Source organism: Salinicola sp. 4072, from assembly GCF_036663415.1.
Classification (GTDB): Bacteria; Pseudomonadota; Gammaproteobacteria; order Pseudomonadales; family Halomonadaceae; genus Salinicola; species Salinicola salarius_A.
This window is the reverse complement of the sequence record NZ_JAXOVV010000009.1, coordinates 18,330-32,354: the sequence shown is the minus strand read 5'-3', so window position 1 is coordinate 32,354 and position 14,025 is coordinate 18,330. Positions and strand designations below refer to the sequence as shown.

General features: G+C 62.5%; 13 protein-coding genes. 9 read left to right on the top strand and 4 right to left on the bottom strand.

The genetic code is table 11. The annotated features are described in order from the left end of the window. Positions 1-20: 20 nt before the first annotated feature. A complete protein-coding gene (locus R3F72_RS08235; protein WP_303855797.1) occupies positions 21-245 on the bottom strand; it encodes a hypothetical protein in 225 nt (74 codons plus the stop codon). Between the two features lie 759 nt (positions 246-1,004). Between R3F72_RS08235 and R3F72_RS08230 the strand changes: the two genes are divergently transcribed. The 6 genes from R3F72_RS08230 (at position 1,005) to R3F72_RS08205 (ending at position 7,265) form a co-directional block, all read left to right on the top strand. Then, on the top strand, positions 1,005-2,612 hold the full coding sequence (locus R3F72_RS08230; RefSeq protein WP_332779401.1) for an ABC transporter substrate-binding protein: 1,608 nt from the start codon (positions 1,005-1,007) through the stop codon (positions 2,610-2,612). 69 nt (positions 2,613-2,681) lie between these two features. Further along, positions 2,682-3,632, top strand: a complete 951-nt coding sequence (locus R3F72_RS08225) for an ABC transporter permease (protein ID WP_332779400.1) — start codon at positions 2,682-2,684, stop codon at positions 3,630-3,632. Positions 3,633-3,650: 18 nt separating this feature from the next. Next, on the top strand, positions 3,651-4,607 hold the full coding sequence (locus R3F72_RS08220) for an ABC transporter permease (protein WP_332779399.1): 957 nt from the start codon (positions 3,651-3,653) through the stop codon (positions 4,605-4,607). Positions 4,608-4,627: 20 nt separating this feature from the next. Beyond that, positions 4,628-5,626 carry an asparaginase gene (locus tag R3F72_RS08215; RefSeq protein WP_332779398.1) on the top strand — a complete coding sequence of 333 codons (999 nt, stop codon included), beginning with the start codon at positions 4,628-4,630 and terminating at the stop codon, positions 5,624-5,626. 20 nt (positions 5,627-5,646) lie between these two features. Beyond that, positions 5,647-5,847, top strand: coding sequence for a hypothetical protein (locus R3F72_RS08210; protein WP_332779397.1), 201 nt, complete (start codon positions 5,647-5,649; stop codon positions 5,845-5,847). Further along, entirely contained in the window at positions 5,844-7,265 is a 1,422-nt protein-coding gene (locus R3F72_RS08205) for an amidase (protein ID WP_332779396.1), read from the top strand. The genes R3F72_RS08210 and R3F72_RS08205 overlap by 4 nt, the downstream gene beginning before the upstream one ends. A gap of 41 nt (positions 7,266-7,306) precedes the next feature. Here the strand turns inward: R3F72_RS08205 and R3F72_RS08200 are convergent, their stop codons facing one another. Genes R3F72_RS08200 through R3F72_RS08190 form a run of 3 tightly spaced genes read right to left on the bottom strand, consistent with a single transcriptional unit; the run spans position 7,307 to position 9,009 of the window. Continuing rightward, complete coding sequence (locus R3F72_RS08200) at positions 7,307-8,032, bottom strand: 16S rRNA (uracil(1498)-N(3))-methyltransferase (RefSeq protein ID WP_332779395.1); 726 nt, start codon at positions 8,030-8,032, stop codon at positions 7,307-7,309. A gap of 4 nt (positions 8,033-8,036) precedes the next feature. Beyond that, a complete protein-coding gene (gene secB / locus R3F72_RS08195) occupies positions 8,037-8,534 on the bottom strand; it encodes a protein-export chaperone SecB (RefSeq protein ID WP_332779394.1) in 498 nt (165 codons plus the stop codon). Positions 8,535-8,586: 52 nt separating this feature from the next. Next, entirely contained in the window at positions 8,587-9,009 is a 423-nt protein-coding gene (locus R3F72_RS08190; protein WP_087720621.1) for a rhodanese-like domain-containing protein, read from the bottom strand. A 530-nt stretch (positions 9,010-9,539) separates the two neighbouring features. Between R3F72_RS08190 and gpmI the strand changes: the two genes are divergently transcribed. The 3 genes from gpmI to R3F72_RS08175 all read left to right on the top strand — a co-directional run bounded on the left by gpmI (position 9,540) and on the right by R3F72_RS08175 (position 13,979). After that, a complete protein-coding gene (gene gpmI / locus R3F72_RS08185; protein WP_087720622.1) occupies positions 9,540-11,144 on the top strand; it encodes a 2,3-bisphosphoglycerate-independent phosphoglycerate mutase in 1,605 nt (534 codons plus the stop codon). A gap of 45 nt (positions 11,145-11,189) precedes the next feature. Then, a complete protein-coding gene (locus R3F72_RS08180; RefSeq protein WP_256961357.1) occupies positions 11,190-12,368 on the top strand; it encodes a murein hydrolase activator EnvC family protein in 1,179 nt (392 codons plus the stop codon). Between the two features lie 174 nt (positions 12,369-12,542). Continuing rightward, positions 12,543-13,979: a S41 family peptidase gene (locus R3F72_RS08175; RefSeq protein WP_332779393.1), complete on the top strand. Its 1,437-nt coding sequence runs from the start codon at positions 12,543-12,545 to the stop codon at positions 13,977-13,979. Positions 13,980-14,025 lie beyond the last annotated feature (46 nt).

The window sequence follows — 14,025 nt, the reverse complement described above, 5'->3', positions numbered from 1 at the left end:
GACCAATTCACTCCCCACCATCATGCCTGCCCTCGGTCACCGGACTCGGCAACTGCCAGTGTCTCGAGCTCGGAGAGAAACGCGAAGGGGTCAGCGTAGAGATAGCGATAACGCTCGATCAGCGGTGTCGCCCGCACCAGCAGCGAATTGATTTCCACCGCCAGCTGGGCGGCCCGATCCGCGTCGATTTTCGGCCCCGCATAAGCCTGGCACTGTTGCAGAATGGTATCCGCGGTCACGCTCATGTCGAAATCCTCACTGTCAGCATCGGCCCATCGCCGTTTTGACAGTCGCTGCAATTATGATGCCAGCAGAGGAGCTCTCATCTGAAAACCCCGAGCAAGCCACCAAAACAACAAGAAAATATTCAATATAAATTCTTTTCCCGCTTGAGAGATCAGCGCGGCCGACAGGGAACCTCCCCCCAATATCCCTTCCATATCTCTTTGGAAATCGGGTAATTCATCCTGAATTCACCACCCCAAATTCAGAAAATACGTTTCTTATCTAGTTTTTACTGGGAAAAATCGGCCGGCACTCCGCCAACTCACGATGTTACGACGAGACGATCACTATTCGGTGCATGTCGCCCTTTTACCGCACTAACATGATGCATCAAATGATCTTCAGGAGAATGAATCAGGATACGTCCCTCTCTATAAGATCGCCGTCACCGCTTCGAATGTTTTTTCCATACGACACAGACCCATCTCGAAAAAGGGCTATATCCTCAAATCAAATGCTTTTATTAAAACCTTATACAACATTGGCTTATAGTTTATTAACAAAAAATAGATCGCCAGGCAGCGCCATCAGGACCAGAGCTGGCAAGCTTATTGCTTTGTTATTTCCAGCGCTTCCGCCTGACTCTGGGGCTAACAACCAACGACGAATCAACAACAATGTCGGATTCGAAGATCGCCACAACAACAACGATTACCGGCAAAACCCCTGAACACAACCATTCCAAGGGATTTACGATGTTGCCTAGAAGCTCGTTTTTGATGCCGAGACCACTGCGCACGGCAGCCGCCATTCTGGCCCTGAGTTGTGCCAGCAATCTCGCCGTGGCTCAGGATTTATCGACGTTCCGCGTCGGCATGACAGCAGCGGATATTCCGTTAACGACCGGTAATCCCGACCAGGGTTTCGAGGGGTTTCGGTTCATGGGTTTGATGCTTTATGACTCCTTGGTGGAATGGGATCTTTCCAGCGCCGACAAGCCCTCCACCTTGATTCCGGGCCTGGCCACGGAGTGGTCGGTAGACCCCGATGACAAGACGAAGTGGACGTTCAAACTCCGCCAAGGCGTCAAGTTCCACGATGGCTCTGAATTCACAGCCGACGCGGTTGTATGGAACTTCGATAAGGTCAAGGATCCGGATTCACCACAGTATGACCCTCGCCAGGCCGGACTCGCAGCCGCTCGAATTCCGAGCATCGTCGCAGTGAACAAGATCGACGATTACACGGTGCAGATCGTCACCGATGTACCCAATGCCTTCGTCCCGTTCCAGGTCAGCTACTGGATGATGTCCAGTCCGGCGCAGTTCGAGAAAGTCGGCGACTGGGAAGCCTTCGCTCAGGCGCCGTCCGGCACCGGGCCGTGGAAATTCGTCAGCATGCAGCCGCGCAAGCAGGTCACCATGGCGCGTAATCCCGACTACTGGGACCCGGATCGGGTGCCGGCTTCCGATCAGGTACAGCTGATACCCACGCCGGAAGCCTCGTCCCGCACCTCGGCGCTGTTGAGCGGCCAGGTGGACTGGATCGAAGCGCCCTCTCCCGATGCCATTCCGCAGCTGGAAGGCGCCGGCATGCAGATCGTCACCAACAGCTATCCGCACAATTGGGCAATTGCACCGAGCCGCGCCGCAGGCTCTCCCTGGAACGAGATCGATGTGCGCAAGGCGGCAAACCTGTGTATCGATCGCCAAGGTATCGATCAGTTGCTGGGAGGAATGAGCATTCCCGCCGAAGGGCATGTCACACCGGACAGCCCGTGGTTCGGCCAGCCTACCTTCAAGCTGGGCTACGAGCCCGACGATGCCCGCTCGCTGATGGAGCAGCACGGCTATACCCAGGATGCCCCACTGCACGTCAAGATCGCCGTCTCGACCAGCGGATCCGGCCAGATGCAGCCGCTGCCGATGTTCCAGTACATTCAGAGCACGCTGAATCAGTGCCACTTCGATGTCGAAGCGGAAGTCATGGAATGGAATGCGCTGCTGGCTCTGGCACGGCAGTCGGCCGAAGCCCCTGACAGCGCGGACAAGGGCATCAACGGCATTATCGTCAGTCGTACCTTGATGGACCCCTACAGTGCCTTTACCCGCCTCTTCGATTCCCATCGCGTGCCGCCCAACGGCTCCAACTGGGGCATGGTCAACGATCCCGAGTACGACAAGTTGCTGAAAGCCGCGCGCGAGGAGTTCGATCCGGCCAAGCAGGACAAGATTCTCAGCGAATTGCACGAGAAGGTGGTCGATAACGCCGAGTGGATCTGGGTCACCCATGACGTCAATCCCCGCGCGCTGGCGCCCAACCTCAAAGGGTTTGTCCAGGCCAAGAACTGGTTCCAGGATCTGACACCGGTCCATCTCGAGGAGTAAGGAAGCCCGGCCCATCGATACCGCTACGTCGGTATCGATGGGCTCAGCGACCTTGGGGAGTTGAATCCTATGTTTTCCTACATCTTGCGCCGAGTGCTCTACACCATTCCGATTGCCCTCGGCGTGACCGTGATCTGCTTTCTACTGGTACAGCTGGGGCCCGGCGATCCGATCAATGCCTTGCTGCCGGAAGACGCGACCCAGGAAATGATCGATCAGGTCAAAGCCGAATACGGGCTGGACAAGCCGCTTCCGGTGCAATATGCCACCTGGCTGGGGCACGCGCTGACCGGTGATCTGGGCACATCGATCGCCACCGGCCGGTCGGTCAGCACCGAGATCTTCTCCGCGCTGGGGAACACCTTGATGCTGGCGTTCGGCGGCATGCTGGTCAGCTTTGTGGTGGGGCTGACACTCGGCAGCATTGCCGGCTCGAGGCAGGGGACCCTGTCCGATCGGGTGGTGACCGGTTTCGCCGTCACCGGTGTCAGTGTGCCCCACTACTGGATCGCCATCGTCCTGGTGGCCATCTTCGCCGTCGGTCTGCACTGGCTGCCCGCCATGGGAATGGGCCCACGTGGCTCGACGGGCTTCGCACTTGACTGGGCCCATATACAGCATTTCGTGTTGCCCATTTTCGCCCTCTCTCTGATTCCGACCGGCATCATCGCGCGCTCGGTGCGCGGCTCCGTGTCGGAGACCTACGGTCAGGATTTCGTCCAGACGCTACGAGCCAAGGGAATGCCGGAACGTCAGGTCTTCGTGCATGTCGCCCGCAACGCCTGCAGCGCCGCGATTGCCGTCATGGGTCTGCAGATGGCGGAACTGTTGGGCGGGTCGATTCTCATCGAAACGGTTTTCGTCTGGCCCGGAACCGGTCAATTGCTCAACAACGCCATCTTCATGCGCGACCTGCCGATCCTGCAGGGCACGATTCTGATCATGGCGTTGATTTTCGTCGCTACCAATCTGGTCGCGGACATCCTGCAAACGCTGCTCGACCCTCGCATACGCCGCTGATATTTCCAGGAACCGACCATGAACACCCCGACCCTAGACGCTCGCGACAAGCTCCCGACCGAGACGCCACCGACAACGTCGGCACTCATGGCCGACGAAGCTAAGCTTTCGGGCAAACCGCCCAAGGGCTATTGGCACAACGTCGGCAACAAGCTCAGCCATGACTGGGTCGCCCTGACGACGATGACCCTGCTCGGGCTGATCGTGCTCGCCGCCATTTTTGCGCCCTGGATCACGCCTCACGACCCCTATCAGGCAAGCATGCTCGACCGTCTGACCCCACCGGCGTGGACCAGCCGAGGCAAACTGGAATATCTGCTGGGTACCGACGAGCTGGGTCGCGACATTCTGACCCGTCTGATCTACGGCGCGCGCGTCACCCTGTCGATGAGCATCAGTCCCGTCTTGGTGGCGCTATTGATCGGCGGCACGCTGGGGGTCATCGCCGGCTACGCGGGGGGCAAGGTCAATATGTGCATCATGCGCCTTACCGACGTGTTCTATGCCTTCCCCTCGATTCTGCTGGCGGTCGCGATTTCGGGCGCCATGGGTGCCGGGATCGTCAACGGCATGCTGTCGCTGACGCTGATCTTCATCCCCCCGTTGGCGCGCATCACCGAGAGTGTCACCACCAAGATTCGCAACGAGGACTACGTGCAGGCTGCCCGCGCCACCGGGGCCGGCACGCTGACGATCATTCGTGTCCACGTCCTGGGAAACGTGCTGGGGCCGGTCCTGATCTACGCCTCGAGCCTGCTCAGTGTCAGCATCGTGATCGCCTCCGGCTTGAGTTTTCTCGGGCTCGGCGTCAGCCCGCCCATCGCCGACTGGGGGCTGATGCTCAACGCCCTGCGCGAATCGATCTACGTGGCGCCGATCAATGCCGCGCTACCCGGAATCATCATTTTCATCACCTGCATGTCCTTCAATCTGCTGTCGGATAGTCTGCGCTCAGCCATGGACGTACGCCTGTGAGCATTCAGAGGGAATAGATCGTGACGCTACCTCACGTGGCATTGATCGGTACCGGCGGCACCATTTCGTCGCTGGGCCGAAACAGCCTGGACATTCTCGATTACGGCGCCAACGACACTCGCTTGGCAGCCAGTCAGATCGCCGAACGGGTACCGGAACTGATGCAGGTCGCCAAGCTCAGCGTGGTCGACTATCGCGCCATTGTCAGTCCCGATATCGATGAAACCGATTGGCGCGCGCTGGTGGCGGAGTGCGTTCGGCTTGAAAGGACGCATTCGGACCTGGCCGGTATCGTCATCACCCACGGCACCGCCACGCTGGAGGAAACCGCCTGGTGTCTGAGTCTGACGCTTCCGCTCGAAATCCCGGTCATCGTCACCGGGGCGCAACGCCCGCTCAGCGGGCTATCCAGTGACGCCGGCATGAACCTGGTCAATGCCGTGCGCGCGGCCGGTAGCCCTGCCATGCGGCGCGGCGGCGTGATGGTATTGCTCAACGATGAGTTGCATGCCGCCCGGGAAGTGACCAAGACCAACACCACGCGGCTGCAGACCTTTCAGTCCCCGGTCAGTGGCCCCTTGGGCCATGTCGACGGCGACCACGTCCAGCTCTATCGCCAGAGTCTGCGCCGGACGGCACCCCACACCGAGTTTTCACTGACCACGATCGATCCGCTACCGCGAGTCGATATCGCTTACAGCTATGCCGGCAGCGATGGCGCCGCCATCCGTGCCTTCGTGTCCGCCGGGGCCCGCGGCATCGTCGCCGCGGGATTTGCCCCGGGTTTCGTCACCGGTGGCGAACGCGCGGCCCTGATCGAAGCCGTCGCCCAAGGCGTGGTGGTGGTGCAGTCGACCCGCGCCGGCAGCGGTAATGTCTATCGCGGGCACCGCCTGCGGGAGGCCGGATTTCTGATCGCCGACAATCTCAATCCGCAAAAGGCAAGACTACTGCTTGCGCTGGCACTGGGCGTCACCGATGACCCAGCCGAGATCACCCGCATTTTCGCCGAGTACTGACAACGTCAGGAGCCCACGCCATGCCCTTGCCCGAGACTTCCCTGGAAACCGAATTCGAAACCTGCCTGGCCCGACACGGCATCGTCATTGCCGATGAACGCCGGGAGGTGATGTTTCAAGCCTTTCTGGCTTTACGTGGCCTGATCGCCGGCAACCGTGACCGCCTCACCCCGGCCTTAGAGCCGGCGTTCATCCACTCTGCCACGAGAGAGCCAGCATGATCGATCTCGCAGCCAAGCCATTGTCCATTGCCGCCGCCGGGCGCGCCTTTCGTGACGGCACCCTGTCACCGATCGCACTGGCCACGCACTGTCTGGCGCAGATACACCGCTACGATGGCGCCCTGCACTCGGTACTGTTGATGACCGAGGAACGGGCGCTGGAGGAGGCCCACCGCGCCGAAACGGAGCTGGCGGCGGGTCTCGATCGCGGCCCCCTGCACGGCATTCCCTATGGCCTGAAAGACATCATCGACACCGCCGGGATTCGCACCACCTGTCACTCCCAGCGCGATATCGACCGTGTGCCGACAGCGGACGCGGAAGTCGCCATCCGTCTGAGAGAGGCTGGCGGGGTGCTGCTGGGCAAGATGGCGACCCATGAATTCGCCATTGGCGGACCCTCTTTCGACCTGCCTTTTCCGCCAGCGCGCAACCCCTGGAATCCGGATCATTTCACCGGCGGCTCGTCGAGCGGTTCCGGCGCTGCCGTGGCTGCCGGCTTCATGCCGCTGGCCCTGGGCAGTGATACCGGTTGGTCGATTCGGTTACCGGCGGCCTATTGTGGCCTGGCGGGCCTCAAACCCACTTACGGCCGCGTCAGCCGACGTGGCGTTGCGCCGCTATCCTATACGCTCGACCACTTGGGCCCTCTGACCTGGACGGTCGAGGACTGTGCCCTGGCAATGCAGGTCCTAGCCGGCTTCGATGCCGATGACCCTGGCTCGTCGCGCAACGCGGTGCCGGATTATCAGGAGACGCTAGATCAAGGCATCAGTGGCCTGAAAATCGGCTACCTGCGTCAATTCCATGCCGTGGGTTGCGATAGGGAACTCATTCAGGGCATGGACACGGCCATGGCAAAATTGGCGTCTCTGGGGGCGGAAATCGTCGAGGTGACACTGCCCTCGATGCATCGCTTCCAGGCCGCGCAACAGGCGATTCTCGCCGCCGAAGGATTCAGCATCCATGGGCCGGATCTTCAGTCCCGACCGGAGACTTACGGTCGCAATGCGTTCGAGCGTCTCAGCATGGGTGCGTTCATCTCCGGTGCGGACTATATCGACGCCCAGCGAGCTGCCCGTGAGCTGACCACTGCCGTCGAATCCGTTTTCGAGACCGTCGACCTGATCGCCAGCGCTGCGGTACCGACACCGGCGCCGCGGATCGAAGACGTGGAAGTCGTGCCGTTTCGCAGCCAGCCGCCCATGACGGCCCCGTTTAACCTGACCGGCCATCCGGCACTGTCGTTCTGCTGCGGATATAGCGACACGGGCTTGCCGCTATCGCTGCAACTGGTGGGCCGATACTTCGACGAAGCCACGGTATTGCGCACCGGTCACGCCTATGAACTGGCGACATCGTGGCGGGAAAGACGGCCGGTTCTGAGCGAATCAAAGCAGGCGGAGACCGTGATCTGAGCGTCAGAGAGGTATCGAGGAGATTTCCAACCCGGCCCGCGCTACAGATCGCCGAAGTGATGCTGCAGCAGCGTCAGTGCGACGACCGGTGCGGTCTCGGTACGCAGAATGCGCGGCCCGAGCGTGAGCGCCTGGAAGCCGGCGCGGCGGGCAGCGTCGACTTCGGCGTCGCTGAGCCCGCCTTCCGGACCGATCAACAACGCGACGGTGTCGACCGCCTCCGCCTGCTGCCAGCTGTCGTCGGTGGCGGGATGCAGCACCAGGCGCAAACTCTCGTCGCGTTCGCCGAGCCATTCGGCTAAGGATTGCGGCGGGTGGATCGTCGGCACGCTGGCGCGCCCGCACTGTTCGCAGGCGCTCACTGCCACGCCTTGCCAATGCGCCAGTTTCCTGGTCTCGCGATCGCCCTTGAGGCGCACGTCGCCATGTTCGACATAGAGCGGGGTGATCGCCGCCACGCCGAGCTCGACGGACTTCTGGATCGCGTAGTCCATGCGATCGCCCTTGGAGATCGCCTGGCCCAGATGCACGCGCAACGGCGATTCCCCGCTACCCGCGCTCACCTGCTCGATGCGCGCGACGACTCGCTTGCGACCGACTTCGACCAGCGTCGCCTGCGCCTCGTGGCCGGCGCCATCGAACAGCGTCAGCGGTGCGCCTTCGCGCAGCCTCAGCACCAGCGCCACATGGCGAGCCGGCCCCTCGGGCAGAACGACATCGCCGCCAGCGATGAGGCTGACGGCGACATGAATACGCGGCTTGGCCATGGGCTTACTGCGTGGTTTCGCTGGCCTGGGCGGTGCGCTGCTTCTTCTGGGCATACATCGCCTCGAAGTTGACCGGCGCCAGCATCAGCGGCGGGAAGCTGCCACGGCCGACCAGGCTGTCGATGCACTCACGCGCATAGGGAAACAGCACGTTGGGGCAGAACGCGCCCAGGGTGTGATCGAGCTGGTCGCCGGCAAGGCCGGAGATACGGAACAACCCGGCCTGCTCGACCTCGACCAGAAACGCCGTGGCACCGTCTTCGTTGTTCGACACCTGCGCCGTCACCTTGACCACGACCTCGTAGAGATCTTCGCCGACCGACTGGCTGGTGGTATCGAGATCCAGCCCGACCTTGGGCTTGAACGGCTGCTGAAACACGCTCGGCGCATTGGGCGATTCGAACGAGATGTCCTTGACGTAGATGCGCTGCAGGGAGAACTGCAGCTGCGGCTTATCCTGAGAACCGCCCTGAGAACCCTGCTGATTGTTGTCTTCCGCCATGATGCGTTTCCTTTACGTTCCTGAATGACTAGCGTGAATGAGTGCCCGGCCTCTAGCGCCGCACTACCGGCAGGCCGTCGGCCTGCCACTGCGCCATGCCGCCCTTGAGCTTGTAGACCCGGGAAAAGCCCGCCTGAGTGAGTTCGGTCACCGCAGCGCCCGATGTTTGGCCCTGCTTGCAGACCACGATCACCGGGGTGTCCTTGTGCTTTTCGATTTGCGGCAGGCGATCCTTGAGACGCGACTGGGGAATGTTCTTGGCGCCGGCGATGTGGCCCGCCTTGAACTCGTTGCTCTCGCGGATATCGATCACCACGCCGTCTTCGCGGTTGATCAGCGACGTGGTTTCGTTGGTGGAGACACCGGAGGCACCGCCACGCTTGGCCTCGAACGCCAACCAGGCGAGGAGGACGACCAGGAAGGCGCTGACCAGCAGCGGGTGGTTTTCGACGAATTCGAACAACTGATCGATCATGGGTCTGCCGACACTCTAATTCTGGGGCCAATGGGATCGCAAAACGCCGGCATGGCGTGCGACTCCGCCCTTGGCGCGTCTGCGTCAAACCGCGTCTTGCAATCCGGCATGGCGCCTTGGTTGCTCGGGACGCGAACGGCTGAAAATCCTGGCCCGTTAGGAGCCTGTCGGGCTTAGCACTGATCTGCTGCGAATTCCGGGCTTTTGGCCAACTTCATTCGATCGGATGCGTTAAATAGCGGGCTATTCGCCTTATCCGATCGATGAACTTGACTCAAAATCCGTTTTTCTCGCGACGATCGGCCAAGCCCGGCAGACTCCTGGCGGGCGCCGGCCATTATACACGAGGGCGTCGGTGAAACGAGGCAAGGACGGCGGGCGTGCCATTCCCGCCGGATGGCTGACCCGACTCGCCGGGTGCGCTATCCTCTGAAGCCTTGATTCCAGAATGACAGCTTCCAGTCTCTCTGGTTCCAAACGCTAGGTTCCGACACGACTCACCCCGTTCATCCGATTTTTCGAGGCTTGTCATGGCAGATACTTCCAGCATTCCGCGTCCCGTCGCGCTGTTGATTCTCGACGGCTATGGCCAGAACGACAACAGTGCCAACAACGCCGTTGCCGCCGCCGACACACCGGTCATGGATCGCCTCAAGCGCGATTATCCCAACACTCTGATTCATACCGACGGCCCTTACGTGGGCCTGCCCGACGGCCAGATGGGCAACTCCGAAGTCGGCCACATGAACATCGGCGCCGGGCGAATCGTCTATCAGGATTTCACCCGTATCACCAAGGCGATCGAAGACGACGAGCTGAAGACGATCGAAGCGCTGACCGCGCCGATCGACGACGCCGTCGCCAACGGCAAGGCCGTCCATCTGATGGGGCTGCTCTCCCCCGGTGGCGTACACAGCCATGAAGACCATCTGCTGGCAGTCGCTGAGCTGTCCGCCGCACGCGGGGCCAAGCGAATCTACCTGCACGCCTTCACCGACGGCCGTGACACCGCACCCAAGAGCGCTGGTGCTTCGATCGAGCGCGCCAACGCCAGGCTGGCCGAGCTGGTCGGCGCCGAGAACGGCTTCGTTGCCTCGCTGGTCGGGCGTTACTTTGCCATGGACCGGGACAATCGCTGGGATCGTGTCGAGAAGGCCTACCGCGTGGTGCGCTTCGGCGAAGGCGACTACGTCGCCGAGAGTGCCGAAGCCGGGCTGGCCGCCGCCTATGAGCGTGGCGAGACCGATGAATTCGTCAGCGCCACCGCCGTGCGCCCCAACGGCGACAAGATCGTCATGGCCGATGGCGACGCCGCGCTGTTTCTCAACTTCCGCGCCGACCGCGCGCGCGAGCTGACCCGTGCATTCGTCAATCCGGACTTCGACGGCTTCGATCGCGGCAAGCGCGTCCAGCTGGCCGGCAAAGGGCTGGTGATGCTGACCCAGTACGCCGACGACATCGACGCGCCGGTCGCCTTCCCGCCCCGGAATCTGGTCAACACGCTGGGCGAAGTGGCCGCGAGCCACGGCCTGACCCAGCTGCGTATCGCCGAGACGGAGAAGTACGCCCACGTCACCTTCTTCTTCTCCGGCGGCCGCGAGGCCAAGTTCGAGGGCGAAGACCGGGCGCTGATCCAGTCGCCGAAAGACGTCAAGACCTACGACGAAAAGCCGGAGATGAGCGCCTTCGAACTGACCGACACGCTGGTCAAGGCGATCGAGGATGGCAAGTACGACCTGATCATCTGCAACTACGCCAACGGCGACATGGTCGGCCATACCGGCGATCTCGATGCCGCCACCAAGGCGATCGAGGCCGTCGATGTCTGCCTGGGCCGCGTCGTCGAGGCGATCCAGAAGGCCGGTGGCGAGTGCCTGGTGACCGCAGACCATGGCAATGCGGAGATGATGGTCGACCCCGAAACCGGCAATCCGCATACCGCTCACACCACGTTCATGGTGCCGCTGGTCTATGTTTGTCAAAATCAGGTTTGCCAAAACCAGGCCGGCCGCAACAAGTCCGTCAGCCTCAAGCCAGACGGGCGGCTCTGCGACCTGGCGCCGACACTGCTGCACATGCTGCATCAGCCCGTTCCCCAAGAGATGACCGGTAACGTACTGATCGATGATGCGTGACGTCGGCATACCGCACTTCATTCGCCATGACAGGGTCCGCCCGACGTGAGTCGCCAGCAGGACGGGCCTGTTTTTCGGCGTGGCCCGATCAGCGGTGGCATCGTCTGTTTGCTGGTCGGCAGCCTGCTGCTGGCCGGCCCCGTTTTCGGCCAGGCCAACCCCCGGGAAGCCCGCGCCAGGCTGGATAGCCTGGCAACCGACATTCAGGCGCTGCAGGGCAAGCTGGAAGAGACCCAGGCTGCCCGCGGCGACGCCCAGGATGAGCTGGAACAGGTCGAAACGGCGATCGGCCAGACCCACAAGCGTCTGGATGCCCTGCAGGCCGAGCGCCGTCAGCTCGATGGCGAAGTCGACAAGCTTCAGCAGCAGCGTCAGTCGCTCGCCGCCGATCGCGAACAGCAGCGCGAGGCGCTGGCACGCCAGTTCGATGCGCTCTATCGCCTCGGCACCACGCCCCAGCTGAAACTCCTGCTCAACCAGGACGATCCGGCCGAAGTCGATCGGCTGCAGCACTATCTCAATGCGCTGTCGTCGGCCCGCCAGCAGCGACTCGAAGAGCTCCGCTCGCTGAACCGGCAACTGGACGACAACCTGGCGGCGCTCGATCAGCGCCGCTCGCGGCTGAGCGAGGTGCAGTCCGATCTCGAGGGGCAGCGCCAGCAGCTGGCATCGCGCCTGAAGGAGCGCCAGGCGCTGGTCGCCAGGCTCGACGGGCGCTATGACAGCGAGCAGGCACGGCTCGAGGATCTCAACCAGGATCGCGCGCACGTCGAGCGCCTGCTGGATCGCATGCAGAAGGAGCTGGCCAGCCTGAAGAAGCCACCGCCTTCCACCGCCATCCGCAAGACCCAGGGCGATCTGCCGTGGCCGGTGCAGGGGTCGATGCTGTCGAGCTACGGCAGCGGCGACGGCGTCAATCGCAACGGCATCCTGATCGGTGCGCCGTCGGGAACCGCCATCAAGGCCGTGCATGCCGGCCGGGTGGTCTTCGCCAACTGGATGCGCGGTTTCGGCAACCTGCTGATTCTCGATCACGGCGATGGCATCCTGACGCTCTACGCGCACCTGCAGCAGATCGACGTCGACCCCGGCCAGCAGGTCGCCAACGGGCAGACCGTTGGTGCCGTCGGCAATACCGGCGGCCAGTCGCGTCCGGCGCTCTATTTCGAGGTGCGCCAGAACGGCAACCCGATCAACCCCGGCAACTGGATCGGCAAAGGCTGATCGAGCGCTGGATCATCGACCCGGCGAAACGCTATGCTGGGTTATCAAACGCCGTTCCGTTCTCGGACCGGCTCGGTGTCGTCAGACGCTTTTCCATACGCCGCAGCTATCGGGTTCGGCGTGTCGAGATCGGCGCCGGCAACGCATCTATCCAGCTCGAGTCGCGGAGACTGCATGAATTCAAGCCGCCCGAACCCACGGCCTTTCGGTACAGGTCTGCTCGCCCAAAAGACCTGCCCGACAGCACGTCGCACGCCGAAGACGGTTTCCGCCCCTGCGCTTCTCGGCTCGCTGCTGTTCACGCTGGTGCTGGCCACGGGCCTGGCTCCCGCCGCCCAGGCGCAGGACGTCGAGACCGACAACGCGCTCAGCCAGGCCGAGCAGGATGCCGCCAACGGCTTGCCGGTCGAGGATGTCCAGACCTTCGCCGAGGTCTTCGAGCGGATCAAGCGCACCTACGTGGAGCAGGTCGACGACAAGACGCTGCTGCGCAACGCCATGCGCGGCATGCTCAGCCAGCTCGACCCGCATTCCGAATATCTCGACGCCGACGCCTTCCAGAACCTGCGCGAAACCACCGAAGGAGAGTTCAGCGGCGTGGGTATCGAGGTCGGCCTGCGTGACGACCAGCTCACCGTCATCGCCCCGATCGACGACACCCCCGCCGCCCGCGCCGGCGTTCAACCGGGCGATCGCATCGTGGCCATCGACGGCACCCCGACCAACGATCTGAGCCTGCAGGAAGCCGTGGACCTGATGCGCGGCGAGGCCGGCACCGATATCGAACTGTTGCTGCTGCGCGACGGCGAGCAGGAACCCCGCGACGTGACGCTGACACGCGAATCGATCCAGTCCGAGAGCGTCTCCAGCCGACTGCTGGAGCCCGGCTACGGCTATCTGCGCATCAGCCAGTTCCAGAGCCGGACCGGCGAACAGACCCGCGTGGCGCTGGCGTCACTGATGAAGTCCGGGCCGCTCGAAGGCCTGGTACTCGATCTGCGCAACAACCCCGGCGGCGTGCTCTCCAGCGCCGTCGACGTCGCCGACCAATTCCTTTCCAGCGGCCTGGTGGTCTATACCAAGGGCCGGCTGGCCGACGATGACATGCGATTCACCGCCCACGCCAAGACGACCGCTCCCGACGTGCCGCTGGTCGTGCTGATCAACGGCGGCAGCGCTTCGGCGGCGGAGATCGTCGCCGGTGCGTTGCAGGATCAGGGCCGCGCCGTGCTGATGGGAACCCGCAGCTTCGGCAAGGGCTCGGTGCAGCAGGTCATGCCGCTCGGCAACGGCGACGGTCTCAAGCTCACCACCGCGCGCTATTACACCCCCAGCGGCCGCTCGATCCAGGCCGAGGGCATCGCCCCGGATGTCCGCGTGGTGCGCGGGCGGCTGGAAGTCGAAGAGAGCAGCGGATTCCAGCTGCGTGAATCCAGTCTTCGCGGCCACCTGCTGAACGGCGATGCCGATCAGGCGATGGACGATCCCGATACCCCGGTCGCCGCCGACGATTATCAGTTGGGCGAAGCGTTGAACCTGCTCAAGGCGCTCAATGTGGTGCAGCGGCCGCGTAGTTCACAAGCGCCAAATGATTCAACTTCGGCTGAATGAGCGAACTGACTAGCACCGCAATGCGGCCAGTTCTAAGGAAATGCAA

Bases quoted from the DNA above. Each gene is read 5' to 3' on its own strand.
- R3F72_RS08235 (WP_303855797.1), bottom strand. From the start codon at position 245: ATGAGCGTGACCGCGGATACCATTCTGCAACAGTGCCAGGCTTATGCG.
- R3F72_RS08230 (WP_332779401.1), top strand. From the start codon at position 1,005: ATGCCGAGACCACTGCGCACGGCAGCCGCCATTCTGGCCCTGAGTTGT.
- R3F72_RS08225 (WP_332779400.1), top strand. From the start codon at position 2,682: ATGTTTTCCTACATCTTGCGCCGAGTGCTCTACACCATTCCGATTGCC.
- R3F72_RS08220 (WP_332779399.1), top strand. From the start codon at position 3,651: ATGAACACCCCGACCCTAGACGCTCGCGACAAGCTCCCGACCGAGACG.
- R3F72_RS08210 (WP_332779397.1), top strand. From the start codon at position 5,647: ATGCCCTTGCCCGAGACTTCCCTGGAAACCGAATTCGAAACCTGCCTG.
- R3F72_RS08205 (WP_332779396.1), top strand. From the start codon at position 5,844: ATGATCGATCTCGCAGCCAAGCCATTGTCCATTGCCGCCGCCGGGCGC.
- R3F72_RS08200 (WP_332779395.1), bottom strand. From the start codon at position 8,032: ATGGCCAAGCCGCGTATTCATGTCGCCGTCAGCCTCATCGCTGGCGGC.
- secB (WP_332779394.1), bottom strand. From the start codon at position 8,534: ATGGCGGAAGACAACAATCAGCAGGGTTCTCAGGGCGGTTCTCAGGAT.
- R3F72_RS08190 (WP_087720621.1), bottom strand. From the start codon at position 9,009: ATGATCGATCAGTTGTTCGAATTCGTCGAAAACCACCCGCTGCTGGTC.
- gpmI (WP_087720622.1), top strand. From the start codon at position 9,540: ATGGCAGATACTTCCAGCATTCCGCGTCCCGTCGCGCTGTTGATTCTC.
- R3F72_RS08175 (WP_332779393.1), top strand. From the start codon at position 12,543: ATGAATTCAAGCCGCCCGAACCCACGGCCTTTCGGTACAGGTCTGCTC.